Below are 15,276 nucleotides of genomic sequence, written 5' to 3' on the forward strand. Positions count from 1 at the left end.
GTGAAACCCATGAGAGAAGCTGTAATCGTATCGGTTGCCCGCACCGCGGTCGGCAAAGCGAAAAAGGGCCGTTTGGCCCAAACGCGTGCGGAGGATCTGGGCAAGGCCGTGCTCGAAGCCGCTGTGGAGCGGGCGCCCGGTCTTAAGAAAGAGGATGTCGAGGATGTCATTATCGGCTGCGCCATGCCGGAAGGCGAGCAGGGGCTTAACTTTGCCCGCATCATGTCGCTCTATGCCGGTTTTCCGGTGACCGTGCCGGCGCTCACGATCAACCGGTTTTGCTCGTCCGGCCTGCAATCGATCGCTTTCGCGGCGGAGCGGATTATGCTCGGGACGGCCGACGTGATCGTCGCCGGCGGCGTCGAGAGCATGAGCCACGTGCCGATGACCGGATTCAAGCTGTCGCCGAATCCGAAGATCGTGGAGCAGATGCCGGAGGTCTATATCGGCATGGGCCATACGGCCGAAAATGTCGCCGAGCGGTTCGGCATTTCCCGCGAAGATCAGGACCGGTTCTCCGCGCGTTCCCACGAAAAAGCGGCGGCGGCGATCCGCGACGGGAAATTCCGCGACGAAATCGTTCCGGTGCAGACGCAATGGACGCAGGTGGACGACAGCGGGAAAGTCAAGAGCGAGTCGTTCGCGTTCGATACCGACGAAGGCGTCCGCGCCGATACGACGGCGCAGGTGCTGGGCAAGCTGAAGCCGTCCTTCAAGCTGAACGGTACGGTGACGGCGGGCAACTCGTCCCAGATGAGCGACGGCGCAGCCGCAGCCGTGGTGATGAACAAGGAGCGCGCGGGAGCGCTCGGCTTGAAGCCGCTCGCGACGTTCCGTTCGTTCGCGCTGGCTGGGGTGGACCCGGAAATTATGGGCGTCGGGCCGGTGGAGGCGATCCCGAAAGCGCTCCGGATGGCCGGACTCTCGATCGGCGATGTCGATTTGTTTGAAATCAACGAGGCCTTCGCGTCCCAATGCGTGCACATCATCCGTCAGCTCGGCTTGGACGAAGAGAAGGTCAATGTGAATGGCGGCGCAATCGCGCTCGGTCATCCGCTCGGATGCACGGGCACAAAGCTGACCGCGACGCTGATTCACGAGCTGCGCCGCAGAGGCGGCGGCATCGGTGTCGTCTCCATGTGTATCGGCGGCGGCATGGGCGCGGCCGGTGTGTTTGAGGTTCATGCGGGCTAAACAACCAAGTGAAAAATGGCGGAGGGAGCGGAATCATTCTGGAGAAGCGTCAGCGGTAGCCTTTGACCCCGGATTCTAACCACTAAATGGGTTATGTAATCAAAGAATCCGGGGACAACAGCTATCGGAAGAATGATCCGCTCGTGCAGCCTATTTTCACCTATCCCAAATAAACGAAGGAGAGATTCGGACATGAGCAAAATGATGAGCAAAGTGGTCGGCGGAAGCTTTATTATCGAAGATATCGATTTTACCCGGGTCGTGACCCCGGAGGATTTTACGGAAGAGCATCGCATGATCGCGCAGACGACGGAAGACTTCGTGGCGGGCGACATCGCCCCCCACGACGAAGAGATCGAGAAGCTGAATTACGAGCTGTCCGTGAAAATGCTGCGCAAGGCCGGGGAGCTCGGCCTGCTCGGCGCCGACGTGCCGGAAGCGTACGGCGGGCTCGGCCTTGACAAGGTCAGCTCGACGCTGATCAACGAGCGGCTGACGAAGGCTTCCGCCTTCGCGCTGACCGTGGGCGCTCACGTCGGGATCGGCACGCTGCCGATCGTGTATTTCGGCACCGAGGCGCAGAAGAAAAAATATTTGCCGCAGCTGGCGACCGGTGAGAAAGTCGCCGCTTACTGCCTGACGGAGCCTTCCTCCGGCTCCGACGCGCTGGGCGCGAAAGCGACCGCCGTGCTGTCCGAGGACGGGACCCACTATATCCTGAACGGGACGAAGCAGTTTATTACGAACGCCGGCTTTGCCGATGTGTTCATCGTATACGCTAAAGTAAACGGAACCGACTTCAGCACGTTCATCGTCGAACGGACGATGGAAGGCGTAAGCATCGGTCCGGAAGAGAAGAAAATGGGTATCAAAGGCTCATCCACCTGCCCGCTCATTCTGGAAGACGTGAAGGTGCCGGTGGAAAACCTGCTGTGGGAGGTCGGCAAGGGTCACCTGATCGCCTTCAACATCCTGAACATCGGCCGCTTCAAGCTTGCCGCAGGCTGCGTCGGCGCCGCCAAGGATGCGATTGAGCTTTCGGCCAAATATGCCAACGAGCGGACGCAGTTCGGCCGCAAAATTTCGTCCTTCCCGCTGATCGGAGCCAAGCTGGCCGACATGAACACCCGCTCGTACGTGCTGGAAAGCATGGTGTACCGGACGGCAGGCTTGTTCGACGAAGGCTTGAGCGAAGTCGATCACGGCAGCGCCAACGTCGGGCAGCAATCGGCCAAAGCGATCGCCGAGTATGCGCTGGAGTGCTCGATCAACAAAGTGTTCGGCTCCGAGACGCTGGACTTCGTGGCCGACGAGGGCGTGCAAATTCACGGCGGCTACGGCTTTACTCAGGAGTACCGGATCGAGCGCATTTACCGGGATTCCCGCATTAACCGCATTTTCGAAGGCACGAACGAGATTAACCGGCTTCTGATCCCCGGAACGCTGATCAAGCGCGCCATGAAAGGGGAGCTGCCTCTGATGCAAAAAGCGATGGGGCTGCAATCCGAGCTGCTGTCTCTCGTGCCGGGGCAGACGTTCGAAGGAACGCTGGAGCAGGAAAACCATCTGCTGGCCATGGCGAAAAAAATATTTCTTATGGTCGGTGCGCAAGCGGTGCAAAAATATCAAACGAAGCTGGACCAGGAGCAGGAAATTTTGAGCCACCTGGCGGACATCATGATTGCCGTTTTCGCGATGGAAAGCGCGCTGCTGCGCACGAAGAAGCTGATCGCCGCAGGCGGAGAAGGAAAAGCGCTGAACGCCATCGACATGACGACTGTCTTCGTACACGAATCGTTCGCACGGATTGAGGAGTGGGCGAAAGAAGCGCTGGCCGCGATGGAATCCGGCGACATGCTGCGCACCCAATTGTCCGTCCTGAAAAAACTGACCCGCAAAACCCCGATCAATGCGATCGAGATCAAGCGCGAAATCGCTTCCCGCGTCATCGAAGCCGAAAAATACGTAGTTTAAGCTTGAAACCTGACAAATGGGGTGGTCGAACTTGTCCGACAAGCCATGGTTAAGACATTATCCTGTCGAAGTGCCATCGACCTGCGAATACCCGAAGCAAAACTTAGCGCATTTTTTGGTACAAACGGCTTCGGACTATCCGAACCATACGGCCTTATACTTTTTGGGCAAAAAAATATCGTATCGTCAATTGCTTCAATCCGCTTACCGCTTTGCGAACGCCCTTGCGAGCCTGGGCGTTCGCAGGGGGGACCGGGTCGCGGTGATGCTGCCCAATTGTCCGCAGGCAGTGATCGCCTACTACGGAACGCTGCTGATGGGCGGCATCGTCGTCATGACCAATCCGATGTATATGCCGCGGGAGCTGGAGTACCAGATGAAGGACTCCGGCGCCCATGTGATCGTCACGCTCGATCTGCTGTACGAGCGCGTCGCGAAGGTGGTCCCGCTGACCGGGATCAAGCATGTGATCGTCACTTCCATCAAAGACTATCTTCCTTTTCCCAAGAACGTGCTTTATCCGTTAAAGGCCAAAAAAGACAATCTGAAACGCGACGTTGTCTACGGGAACGGCGTCGCAGCGTTTATGGAGCTGCTGGAGCAGGCGACGGCCGCGCCGCACGAGGCGAAGGTCGATGCCGACCGCGATCTGGCGCTGCTTCAATATACCGGCGGCACGACCGGCATTCCGAAGGGCGTCATGCTGACGCATACGAATCTGATCGCCAATACGATTCAAAGCAGGCTTTGGTCGTACCGCTCGCAAATTGCGAAGGAAACGTATTTGGCGGTCCTGCCTTTCTTTCACGTATTCGGGATGACGGTGCTGCTGAATCAAGCCGTGTATACGGCGGGCACCTTGATTTTGATTCCCCGGTACGAGGTAAATCAAGTGCTGCAAACGATCGATAAGCTGAAGCCGACCGTTTTTCCCGGTGCGCCGACGATGTATATATCGCTCATTCACCATCAGAACATCAAGCGCTTCGACTTGTCGTCCATCCGGTTCTGTATCAGCGGTTCGGCTTCTCTGCCGTTGGAAGTGCAGGAATCGTTCGAATCGATTACGGGCGGCAAATTGATCGAAGGGTACGGCTTGACCGAAGCGTCCCCCGTGACGCATGCCAATAACATTTGGGAGAAGCGCAAGCTCGGCTCCATTGGGATTCCGTTCCCCGATACGGATGCCCGGATCGTGAACCCGGAGACGGGCGAGGAAATGCCCGTCGGCGAAATCGGAGAGCTGACGGTCCGCGGCCCGCAAGTTATGAAGGGCTATTGGAACAAGCCGGAGGAAACCGCGAAAGTATTGAAGGACGGCTGGCTGTATACGGGAGATTTGGCCCGGATGGACGAGGAAGGGTATTTTTATATTTTGGACCGGCGTAAGGACATGATTATTGCGAGCGGTTACAACATTTATCCGCGCGAGGTCGAAGAAGTATTGTACGAGCATCCCGATGTCGAGGAGGCGGTCGTCGCAGGAATCATCGACACCTACCGCGGAGAAACGGTTAAAGCGTATATCGTGCTCAAGCCGGGGGCGAAGGGCGATGCCGATGCGTTCAAGGCTTGGTGCAAGGAGCGGCTTGCGGCCTACAAGGTGCCGAAGCAGTACGAGTTCCGGGACAGCTTGCCGAAAACGATCGTCGGGAAAGTGCTTCGCCACAAGCTGGCGGAGGAAGAAGCGGAGAAGCTCAAGAAAAACGGCTAGGACGCTTTCATTCTATTTCCGGGAGGGCCTGGTATGGACAATCAAGCATCGGCATTTATCAAACGCCTGGAACAAGCGGCACGCGGATCGTTCTGGGAACATATCGGAGCCCGGATCGATACGTTCGCTCCGGATCGGGCGGCCGTATCGCTGAGCATCCAGCCGCATCATCTGAACTTGATCGGCATCGTACACGGCGGCGTCCATGCTACGCTGCTCGACTCCGTCATGGGTTTGGTCGCCATGGCCGCCAAGCCGAACGAGAGCGTCGTCACGACGAACCTGAATCTGCATTATATGGCCCCAATCGCCAAGGGGGAGATGAAAGTCACAGCGGAGATCGTACACAGCTCGGGGCGGATGATCACTACGCAAGGGCACGTGTATAACGAAGAAGGGCAACTGTGCGCGTTCGGCACCGGGACGTTCCGCATCGTCGAATGGCGGGGGACCCAATAAACCGGATTGACAGGGCATTATCATTTGGGAGAAAGGAGGGAAGGGCGTTATATGACGGTCAAGGAAAGCTTGCAGGAGTTGGTGGAGCGGATGCAGGCGAATCCGGAGCCGATCCGGCCGCTTCATTACGTGTATCAATTCGATCTGGACGATCACGAGCCGTTTCAGGTCCGCTTCGATTCCGGCACCGTCGAAGTGCTGGAAGGAACGCCCCATCCGGCCGACTGCACGCTCAAGCTGTCGGCGTCCAATTTCGTTAAGCTGCTTCGCAACGATTTAAACACGACGATGGCGTTTATGCTCGGCTCGCTCAAAGTGGACGGGCGTGTAGGCTTGGCTTTGAAGCTTCAGGAAATTTTGAAGGCGTACTGAATCGGCGGCCGCCCCCGGCATTTCACCGGGAGGCGGCTTTCGTTCATTTGTACGGTCAGGGTCAGACCGTCATTCTTTTCAAGCGGTGCAAATAGCGGGAGCGGACAAGGAAAAAATACAAGGTCTGGGCAGCCAGAAACGCTGCCGAGACAATAAAAACGGGCTTGTATACGGAATAAACGTACATCGTTCCGAGAACGGGCCGCATCACGATCAGCGTTTGCACGGTGGAGATCACGATAGGAACAAAGAACAGCAGGCCGATCTGCAGCGTGGCCGACGTTCGCATCTCCGATGCGCTCAGGCCGATCTTGGAAAGCGCATGATACATTCTGCTGTCCGCAGCAAGCTCGGTATACAGCTTAAAATACAGAAAGCTGGCGGACGACACGGAAAACAGGAAAGCGATGAAAATCCCGATGAAGCTGAATAAAGCCGTTGCCTGCTTTAAGCTTAAATAGCTCCCGATCCGGATGGAAAAAGAGTTAGAGGTTCCATACTGCTCACGATTTTCCTGCAGCCGTTTCTTCAGCTCGGCGCCGATGACGGCCTCGGCACTGTCCGTCCCGGACGGAGGCCTACTATTCCACTCCGGCACATGATATACAAAAAGGACGCTGCTCTTGGCATCCCCCTGTATCGTGCGATACGAATTGTCATTCACGACCAGAATGCTTGCCCAGCTCATGAACGGTAAAGCTTCGCGTTCGAAGACTTCCGTAACGGACACCGTGTGGCCGGAATCGAGCGTGATTTTGTCCCCCGGGGTCATATGGCCGTGTGACGGTTGAGCCGGGCTGCTTATCAGGATCGCTTCTCCGCTGTCCGGCGCCGCTTCCGGGAGATTCATCGCAGCCGCGAGCTGATTAAAGCGGCTTGCGGCGATGACTTCGACGGAAGGAACCGCGTCGTGAACCGTTCGCCGGTAAAGGTTCTCCACCTTGACGGACCGGTAAGACACTCCCTCCCTGTCCAGTAATTCGTTAATGGCAGCCAATTCTTGTTCCGTATGCTGCTCGTCGAAGCTGTAGTATTCGATGGCAAAAGGATTGTTTTCGTATTCCTTCCGATTCGTTTCGTCAACGGCCAGCACAAAGCTTGCGCTCATACTGGCGATGGAGGTCACCACCGTGACAAGAAACAAAATCCGCGCGTTATCCTTCATCTTATAGGCCAATTCCGATACCCAGAGCAGGTTCGTCCCCCGCCATAAAGCCTTGCGGCTTCGCTTCAACAGACGGATGACAAGCACCGAGAGCTGAGAATAAAAAAAGTAGGTGCCCGCGATCCCTGTCGCCGCCGCAAGGAGGACGAGATTAGGGGACAGCTTTCCCGCATAAAGCGCCAGAAAGCCGACGGCGATTAGCGCCGCCCCGGTTACCGTGAAGAAGAGCGAAATCCTCGGCTCTTTTTTCGGTTTATGGCTGCCTTGCAGCAGCTCCGCGACGTTGCTTTTGCGAAGGAAGAACAAGGTAAACACCGAGATGCCCGCGAACAGCAGCGAAAAGGAAACGGCGGTAAGCCATATCGCTGCTGCCGGCCAATAAAAAGGAAGCTCCCGGATCTCCATCATTCGGGTGCCGCACAGCAGGAACAGCTTGGACAGAAGCAGTCCCCCAGAGATTCCGGTAACGATGGAGCCGGCGCCGATCAACATGTTTTCCATAAAGACGAGCCGGTTGATTTGGCTTGATCTTGCGCCTAAGACAAGCAAGAGTCCGAATTCCCGCTGGCGGGATTTCAAAAACATGCCGATCGAATACAGCACGAAGACGATGGCGAATACGAAGATGACACCTTCCGAAATCTGCAAAACTGCGCGCTTGAGCGGTCCCATCGGGATCTGCCCGATCTCGGGATGATACACGAAGACGGCAAACGTGAAAAAGATCATCACCATAAAGGCGCTGCTTAGAAAATAGGCGAAGTAAGCCCGTGCGTTTCGCTTGACATTATTAAACGCGAATTGAGGAAAGCTCATGCGTATGACCTCCCCAGAAGGACAGCGTGTCGATGATTTTTTGGAAAAATGTTTGCCGGCTGTCGCCCCGGTGGATTTCAGCCGCCAGCCGTCCGTCCTTAATAAACACGATCCGGCTGCAGTAGCTGGCGGCAAGCGGGTCGTGCGTCACGAGCATGATGGTGGTCCGCTCCTGCCGATTGATGCTCTCCAACGATTCCATGACCACGCGGGAAGCGTTGGAGTCGAGTGACCCCGTAGGCTCGTCGGCGAGCAGCAGCGCCGGAGACGTGACGATCGCTCGGGCAATGGCGGTGCGCTGGCGCTGACCGCCCGAAATTTCGTAGGAGCGTTTGTTCAAAATATCGCTGATGTTCAGCCGGTCGGCCACCTGCTTCAGCCTGGCTTCCATCTCGGCGAGCGGCTTGTTGTCAAGCGTCAGGGGTAGCACGATATTTTCCGCAATCGTCAGCGTGTCGAGCAGGTTGAAATCCTGAAAGACGAATCCGAGCTGTCTTCGCCGGAACACCGCCAACTCGTCTTTTTTCATTTGATAAGGGTCGGCGCCGTTAATCAGAACTGACCCCGAGCTTGGAGCGCCAATGGTCGACACCATGTGGAGCAGCGTCGTTTTCCCGCTGCCGGACGGCCCCATAATGCCGACGAACTCTCCTTTTTCAATAGTCAGGTGAACATCGGTGAGGGCATGCGTAGCGATATTGCCCGGGTATACTTTGTTCAGTCCGTTCACGTAAACCATGCTCATTCATACCATCCCCCGATCTTAACCGGCTTTAAACGATTTTCCTCTGCCATCGCACAAGGCTGACTGCCGCAAAAGCAACCATCGACCCGAGCAAATAAAACCAAAATTTCGGCGAACCGTCCGGACTGAGCGCCCTAACGATTGGGTAAAACGGATCGAAATAAATCGAGAGCTCATTGACCGCATAGATCATGGCTATCGAACCGACGAAGAGAACGATAAAGGCGACCAGCGGCCGGGGAACGAACTGGCATACCATACTGCTCATCAGAAGCTTCGCCAGACACACGAGCGCAAACAGCAAGTAAAACGTTATCGTATACCACATGGCCTCCGCGGAGCCTACGGGCTCAGTCGCCCCGTATTTTACGAGAGTCTCGCTATGCGGAAAGAACAGCCTGGCGCTAACGGTCGAGAGGAAGCCGGTGACTCCGACAAAGATCAGAACCGTCGCCGCCAGCGCCAGCAGCTTCGCAAGCCAGAGCTGAAAGCGGCTGTAGGCCCGCAGCATGTAGAGCCGGTAGGCTCCCGAAAAGATCTCACCGCCCAAATGGTCCACGAACAGGATCGGGAATATCGCCAGAACGAGCAGCAGCGAGATTCCTTCCATCGCGAACCACGGCGTATTTAAGTCATGCAGCAGTTCGCGGCCCCCGAATCGGTAATCGCCCCATCCGCTGCTGTGCAGCATACTCGTATTGAAGATCCATAGCAGGAAATAAATACTGCCCAGAACGAGCATCATTTTTCGTTTCCAGATTCGTTCCATTTCGCTTAGCCATAGTCCGAACATGGGATATCCTCCTTAGTTTAATGCATATAATCCTCCGCGACAAAGCGGCGATAAGCGATGGCGCTGCATACAACCACATGCAATAGCAATATCGTGGGAATGGCCCAATTCACGGACGCGTTCCCGGATAACGCTTCATTTAATCCGGTGTGCTGCATGAATGGAATCCATCCATAAGCGAGCAGATCGCGCACATAGGGCCAAGCCGAGAACAAAGAAGCGACCTTCAAATACAGGCCGTCAAACAGGAGCGATACCAAAATATACGTCATGCATACGCCCAGGGCAAGCGTCACATTCTTGCTGTACATCGCGATAAAAGAGAAGAGGCAGCTAATTCCGGCCAGCGTGGCGTAAGCGAGCAGATAGTATACGAACGCATACCCCATCAAAGGCCAGAACCGGCCGGCTTCCTCTTGCGGAAAGCGAAGCATGCCGACCACCGCCAAGGATATTCCCAAGACGAGCAGCAGAAGCAAGATGGAGGCTTGGAGGACGAACAGCTTGCTAAAAAAGATTTGCCCTTTGGAAAACCGGCGTAAAAACAGAAGGCGCAGCTGTCCGCTTCGAAACGGTTCCGTATAGACGGCAGCCGCAAGCGCGGCGACGGCAATATTGCACGGCAAAAACAACATTTCACGAAGCCCTTGAAAAAGAAACAAGACGGATGATACGTTGTGGCCTAACGAGCTTACCCATATAAAATAGCTCCCTTGCAAATAGGCAAGGAAGGGAGCGGCGAGGATGACTAACCAGAGCCACCTTTGGCTCCACAATCGGGTAAACTCGCTGTAGATCAAGGGCCTCATGAATACATCAGCTCCATGAAGGCGTCCTCCAGCCGCTGCCCGTTCGCGACCAATTGCCCGGTCGGTCCCTTCCAAAGGATGGAGCCCTCCCGAATGATAATCAGCTCGTCGCACATTTGCTGCAACTCGTCAAGCAAATGGCTCGATATGAAAAATGCGTAATTGGCCGTATCGCGCAAGCGGAGAATAAGGTCGCGCAGCTCCCGCATGCCCATCGGGTCAAGCCCGTTCGAAGGCTCGTCCAGCAGCAACAGCTCCGGGCTTCCGAGCAAGGATTGGGCGATCCCGAGACGCTGTTTCATCCCGAGCGAGTAGGCTTTTACCCGGTCGTCCCCCCGGCCGGAAAGCCCTACCGTGTGCAGCACCCGCTCGATATGCGGTTCTCTCTCCGCAGTCGGTATGGAAGGATGCAGCCGCGATAAATTGCGCAGCACCTGTCTGCCCGTCATATATTCGAAAAAGACCGGGGATTCGATAATCGCGCCGACTTTGGACAAGGCCTGCACGCGCTGCGTCTGCACATCGAACGAGTCGATGCGGATGCGACCGCTTGTCGGCCGGATGAGGCCTGTCATCATGCGCATCATCGTCGTTTTACCGGCTCCGTTCGGCCCGATGAACCCGTAGATTTTTCCTATTTCGAGTGTAAAAGAGCATTCCGCGATTACATTGCGCTGGCCGATATTTTTGGTGATTCGATCCACTTCGAGAATAGGGCTGCCCATTGTCGGTTCCTCCTGAATGTTTTTCTGCATTCCTAATGTACAGGAGAAGGAGTCGCCCTGCTATGGATTTACCTTAACCGAAGCTTACATTTTGTTTAAGGTTATGTTCGGTTCGAACGAAAAGAAGCCATCCGCATCATGAGTGCGAATGGCAGGAGTGGCGAACATTCATGATACACACACTGGCCGCGTGTCGAATCGGAGCCGCACCACCGTCCCCACCTCCGGCTCCGATTCCAATTCCACCCGATGTCCGAGCCGTTGGCACACCTCCCGGACAAGGTACAGACCCATTCCTGTGGACTCGTGATGCCGCCGTCCGCGTTCGCCCGTAAAATACGGATTGAATACGCGGTTCAAATCTTCTTTGACAATCCCGATGCCTTCATCGCGAATTTCCAGGATCGTCGCCGCTTCGCGCTCGTAAGCGCGCACGAAGACGCTTTTGCCAGCGCCCTCCGTATAATTGGCCGCGTTGATGAGAAGCTGTCCTACCATGAACTGCAGCCATTTGGGGTCGCTGTAAACCGCCAGGCTTTCATCCAGTTGGATGCCCGGCGTAATTCCCTTGCGTATAAACAGCCGGCGATTCTCCGCCAAGGCTTGGTTGACGACTTGCCGCAGCGGCGTTCGGTCGACCATAAAATCCTGCTCGAAACGCTCAAGCCTGGACGTGTAAATAACCATTTCCAGCCCTTTTCTAAGCCGTTCCAATTCTTCCATGATGCTGTCCGCGGCCGCGTCGTCGAGCTCCTGCGCCGTAAGTTGGATGACGGATAATGGCGTCTTCATCTGATGCACCCAGCGGTGAATAAAGACGACATGCTGCTCCATGCCGCTCCGGTGATGGTGCAGCTGCTCTTGATAATAGCGGTCGTAGCGGTCCAGAAGCTCACCGACAGCTTCGGGGAGCGGCGTTTCTCCCATCGGCCGGAGACCTTCGCTTCCCTTTGCGGGCGGGTGACTGAGCTGCCGGTACAGCTCTCTATGGCTAACATAGCGGTAGCCCAAATAAACCGCCAGCACCGAGGCGCTGAGCAGCATCCCGTAAAGCACGATCGCAAAAGGACGCCCCTCGCCTGTAAGCCAATACAGCAGAGGCACCAGCAGCATTTGAGCAAAATAGAACAGCAGCAGCGGAACGTGCTCCTTCCAAAACAGCCTCATCCCGCCCCTCCGATCGCGGAGCCCAGACGGTATCCCGCCCCTCTGACCGTCTCCACCGCTTGATCCGCGCCCAGCTCTTTCAGTTTTTTACGCACTCGTGTGATGTAGACGTTCAACGTATTATCGTCGATAAAATGGTGCTCCTCCCACATCAGATCAAGCAGCCGGTCCCTGCTGACGACGCGCCCGGCTTTGTTCATGAGCGCTTCCAGCAAAACCGCTTCTTTCTGCGTCAGCTCGGCTGCGGACTCTCCGTGCATCACGACGAATCGCTCCGGATATAAAACGAGCCCTTGCGCCTCGATCTTCCTCTCCCTCTGTCCTGCGGAATAAGAACCGTAGACTCTTCTTAAGTGGCTGCGGATTTTGGCCATGACCACTTCGTAGTGAAAAGGCTTCGTAATATAGTCGTCGGCCCCGTTGTCCAGCGCCATGACCTGATCCATTTGACTTTCCCGGGCGGAAATGAACAGAATGGGGCAGAGCGAGTGCGTGCGAATAAGCCGGCACCAATAATACCCGTCGTATTTGGGAAGGTTGACGTCGAGCAGCACCAGATGGGCGCCGGATGAGCGGAAGCTTGCCAGAACGTCGTCGAAGTTGTCGGTTTCCTTGGCTTCAAAGCCGTATTTTGTTATGTAAGATCGAAGCAGCCCGGACAGCTTGGCGTCGTCTTCGACAATCAGGATCGTGTACGTCGTGTCCATCGCCCTCTTTTCGGTGCCTTTTTCTCCATAAACTGGATGATTTCAACCTATCATGTCCCATTGGACAAGTCAACGAACCATACGGAACTTGGAGCTCCAAAAAACAAAAAGGCGTTTCGGAAAACGAAAGGTCTCGGCCTCAGGCATCATGGCTTGGGACGGGACCTTTTTACATCCATTATTTTTCCCATATAGGCAACACGGTAGAATATTTAATTTCTCTCAGCGCCAGGCTCGTTTGAATTCGCGCGATGCCGAGCTTATTTAACTTTCGGATAAAGCTCTCCAATTCCTTGCGGTCTTTGTTCATTACCTTTAAAAGATAGTCATACTCTCCCGTTAAACAATGACACTCCAATACTTCAGGCATGGAGCGTAATGCCTTCTCCAGAACTTCCAGTTGTTCGGCTTGATGGATATTCGTACTCATAAAAATAAAGCATAACAGATCGAAGCCAAGTTTCTCCTGATTTAAGATGGCGACTTGGCGCTTGATGAACCCTTCGCTTTCCAACCGTTTTACCCTGGCATGCGTAGCCGGCGGAGACAAGTTCACCCGCCGTGCAAGCTCGGCATTGCTTAACTGCGCTTCTTTTTGCATGCTATCTAAAATTTGAATATCGACCTCATCCAAAACTTTGCTTACAAAAGATTCCATGCGCTCTTCTCTCCCTTTACAATATTCGGAAAACAGGACGTTTTCTATTTGGAAAACGAATATAATTCAATGAAACGATATATTTAACTTATATTATTTTGAATTATCTACATATTACAAAATGATGTACAGTCTGATCAATAAAAATGGTATGATCGTTAGTGAATTCGATGTAAATGTCATTGTGCACAATGGCTTCTACTTTTTCGCTGTAACGGTGAAAAATTTAAAGGAGCTAATGACATGCCGAACAGGTACGTTTTACTGCTGCTTTTAACAAGCTTGCTGTGGGGAGGAAATTTTGTAGTCGGAAAATCGCTTGTGGGTCATGCGTCTCCGATGACTTTGACGAGCATCCGCTGGGTGATTGCCGTGTTGTGTCTCTTTCCCGTCGTCTGGTGGAAAGAAAAAACGATACTCCCCTCACGAGCAGCCCTTCTTCCGTTGTTGTTAATGGGAATTACAGGCGTTGTTCTATTTAACCTCTTTCAATTTATGGCGTTGGAACGGACAACGGCGACGAATGCCGGATTAATTTCCGCATTGAATACGATTTCGATTTCCGTTTTTTCCTTTTTATTCCTAAAGGAAAGAATCAACATGCTGCAAATCCTTTCGATGATCTTCTCGCTGGTTGGCGTGATCCTTGTTCTTTCCAAAGGAAATGCCGGTCTGCTTCTGTCTTTTCATTTAAATACGGGCGATTTATGGATGATGGGCTCCGTCTGCGTGTGGGGAATTTATTCCGTTTGCAGCAGATGGGCCATGTCGAAAACCTCGCCCATGAAGTCTACACTTTACTCCGGGGTATTTGGGCTGATCGTTCTTCTTCCGTTTAACCTCTCTGACTTCACCGTGTCCAATCTAAACGGTTCGTTCATCCAAGCCATTTTATATACAGGCGTGATCTCTACCGTAGTCTGTATCGTGTTTTGGAATATCGGGGTTCAAAAATTAGGTGCGACAACAGCGGGGATGTTTTTGAATTTTAATCCGGTATTTACGGCGGTTTTGGCGTTTTTATTTTTAGGGGAACAAATGACGTGGAACCAAGGGATCGGGGGCTGCATGGTGATCCTGGGGTGTTATTTATTCTCAATCTTCAAAACAAAAGCGGTCCCGGAAAGCAATCAACGGCACGATCTTGCTCATTAGGGAAGCAATAGCTTAAGATGGAACAGAGGTGCTTATCATGAAAACAATAGGTCTTATCGGAGGCATGAGCTGGGAATCGTCCTTGCTCTATTACCAAATCATCAATCAACGCGTTAAGGAAAAGCTGGGCGGACATCATTCTGCCAAGAGTCTCATGGTTTCGGTAAATTTCCAAGAAATCAAGACGCTTCAGCATCAAGGAAAATGGGATGAAGCTACAAACATCATGATCGATTCGGCGCGCAAACTGGAAGCTGCCGGAGCCGATGTCATCGTCATATGTACGAATACGATGCACAAGATGGCCCAAGAAGTAGCGGAATCGGTTTCGATCCCGCTGCTGCATATCGCGGATGCAACGGCAAAAGAAATCGTGAAGGATGGCATGAAGAAAGTCGCTTTACTGGGAACTTCTTTTACGATGGAACAAGATTTTTACAAAGGCAGACTCATGGAAAGGTTCGGACTTGAAGTTATCGTGCCAAATGAAACCGATAGAAAAATGGTACATGACATCATCTATCAAGAACTTTGTCTTGGAATGGTGAATGAATCATCCAAGAAATCTTACTTAAGGATCATTCATAGCCTTACCCAGCAAGGAGCCGAAGCCATTATTCTCGGATGTACAGAAATAACGATGCTTATATCGCAGGAGGATTGCAGTATTCCACTGTACGATACAACAAGAATCCATGCGGAATGTGCCGTCGACTTTGCTTTAAGCGAGGACTAAGCCATAATGCCGTAAACCATCGATCCGGCCCCCTTCTCGGGGCTCTGGATCGATTTTTTTTCGCCGGCAGCGGCGGCAGCGCTCTTC

At 53.9% G+C, this 15,276-nt stretch carries 15 protein-coding genes; 7 read left to right on the forward strand and 8 right to left on the reverse strand.

Annotation, left to right across the window (positions count from 1 at the left end; translation table 11 throughout):
- Window positions 1-9: 9 nt before the first annotated feature.
- From PEH01S_RS03795 to PEH01S_RS03815, 5 genes are all read left to right on the forward strand, one after another.
- Complete coding sequence (locus tag PEH01S_RS03795; RefSeq protein ID WP_127484008.1) at window positions 10-1,194, forward strand: acetyl-CoA C-acyltransferase; 1,185 nt, start codon at window positions 10-12, stop codon at window positions 1,192-1,194.
- Between the two features lie 192 nt (window positions 1,195-1,386).
- Window positions 1,387-3,168, forward strand: a complete 1,782-nt coding sequence (locus PEH01S_RS03800; protein WP_025848858.1) for an acyl-CoA dehydrogenase family protein — start codon at window positions 1,387-1,389, stop codon at window positions 3,166-3,168.
- 16 nt (window positions 3,169-3,184) lie between these two features.
- A complete protein-coding gene (locus PEH01S_RS03805; RefSeq protein ID WP_127484009.1) occupies window positions 3,185-4,882 on the forward strand; it encodes an AMP-binding protein in 1,698 nt (565 codons plus the stop codon).
- A gap of 33 nt (window positions 4,883-4,915) precedes the next feature.
- Entirely contained in the window at window positions 4,916-5,341 is a 426-nt protein-coding gene (locus tag PEH01S_RS03810) for a PaaI family thioesterase (RefSeq protein ID WP_025848855.1), read from the forward strand.
- A gap of 51 nt (window positions 5,342-5,392) precedes the next feature.
- The gene (locus PEH01S_RS03815) at window positions 5,393-5,713 is read left to right on the forward strand and encodes an SCP2 sterol-binding domain-containing protein (RefSeq protein ID WP_025848854.1); all 321 of its coding nucleotides are present in this window, start codon (window positions 5,393-5,395) and stop codon (window positions 5,711-5,713) included.
- 61 nt (window positions 5,714-5,774) lie between these two features.
- Here PEH01S_RS03815 and PEH01S_RS03820 read toward each other — a convergent pair whose 3' ends face one another.
- The 8 genes from PEH01S_RS03820 to PEH01S_RS03855 form a co-directional block, all read right to left on the reverse strand.
- A complete protein-coding gene (locus tag PEH01S_RS03820) occupies window positions 5,775-7,694 on the reverse strand; it encodes an FtsX-like permease family protein (protein ID WP_127484010.1) in 1,920 nt (639 codons plus the stop codon).
- Window positions 7,669-8,439 (reverse strand): ABC transporter ATP-binding protein, encoded by a 771-nt coding sequence (locus PEH01S_RS03825; protein ID WP_025848849.1) that lies wholly within the window; start codon window positions 8,437-8,439, stop codon window positions 7,669-7,671. The genes PEH01S_RS03820 and PEH01S_RS03825 overlap by 26 nt, the downstream gene beginning before the upstream one ends.
- A 28-nt stretch (window positions 8,440-8,467) precedes the next feature.
- The gene (locus tag PEH01S_RS03830) at window positions 8,468-9,232 is read right to left on the reverse strand and encodes an ABC transporter permease (protein ID WP_127484011.1); all 765 of its coding nucleotides are present in this window, start codon (window positions 9,230-9,232) and stop codon (window positions 8,468-8,470) included.
- A gap of 17 nt (window positions 9,233-9,249) precedes the next feature.
- Window positions 9,250-10,041, reverse strand: coding sequence for an ABC transporter permease (locus PEH01S_RS03835; RefSeq protein ID WP_127484012.1), 792 nt, complete (start codon window positions 10,039-10,041; stop codon window positions 9,250-9,252).
- The gene (locus PEH01S_RS03840; RefSeq protein WP_127484013.1) at window positions 10,038-10,766 is read right to left on the reverse strand and encodes an ABC transporter ATP-binding protein; all 729 of its coding nucleotides are present in this window, start codon (window positions 10,764-10,766) and stop codon (window positions 10,038-10,040) included. The genes PEH01S_RS03835 and PEH01S_RS03840 overlap by 4 nt, the downstream gene beginning before the upstream one ends.
- A gap of 168 nt (window positions 10,767-10,934) precedes the next feature.
- Window positions 10,935-11,933, reverse strand: a complete 999-nt coding sequence (locus PEH01S_RS03845) for a sensor histidine kinase (RefSeq protein ID WP_127484014.1) — start codon at window positions 11,931-11,933, stop codon at window positions 10,935-10,937.
- Window positions 11,930-12,640: a response regulator transcription factor gene (locus tag PEH01S_RS03850; protein ID WP_127484015.1), complete on the reverse strand. Its 711-nt coding sequence runs from the start codon at window positions 12,638-12,640 to the stop codon at window positions 11,930-11,932. The genes PEH01S_RS03845 and PEH01S_RS03850 overlap by 4 nt, the downstream gene beginning before the upstream one ends.
- A gap of 178 nt (window positions 12,641-12,818) precedes the next feature.
- The gene (locus PEH01S_RS03855) at window positions 12,819-13,298 is read right to left on the reverse strand and encodes an Lrp/AsnC family transcriptional regulator (RefSeq protein WP_025848837.1); all 480 of its coding nucleotides are present in this window, start codon (window positions 13,296-13,298) and stop codon (window positions 12,819-12,821) included.
- Window positions 13,299-13,541: 243 nt separating this feature from the next.
- Here PEH01S_RS03855 and PEH01S_RS03860 point away from each other — a divergent pair, with 243 nt between their 5' ends.
- Both PEH01S_RS03860 and PEH01S_RS03865 read left to right on the forward strand, forming a co-directional pair.
- Window positions 13,542-14,453 carry a DMT family transporter gene (locus PEH01S_RS03860; RefSeq protein WP_127484016.1) on the forward strand — a complete coding sequence of 304 codons (912 nt, stop codon included), beginning with the start codon at window positions 13,542-13,544 and terminating at the stop codon, window positions 14,451-14,453.
- 37 nt (window positions 14,454-14,490) lie between these two features.
- The gene (locus PEH01S_RS03865; protein WP_025848835.1) at window positions 14,491-15,189 is read left to right on the forward strand and encodes an aspartate/glutamate racemase family protein; all 699 of its coding nucleotides are present in this window, start codon (window positions 14,491-14,493) and stop codon (window positions 15,187-15,189) included.
- The last annotated feature ends 87 nt before the right edge of the window (window positions 15,190-15,276 follow it).

This window comes from Paenibacillus ehimensis NBRC 15659 (genome assembly GCF_004000785.1).
Taxonomy (GTDB): Bacteria; Bacillota; Bacilli; order Paenibacillales; family NBRC-103111; genus Paenibacillus_G; species Paenibacillus_G ehimensis.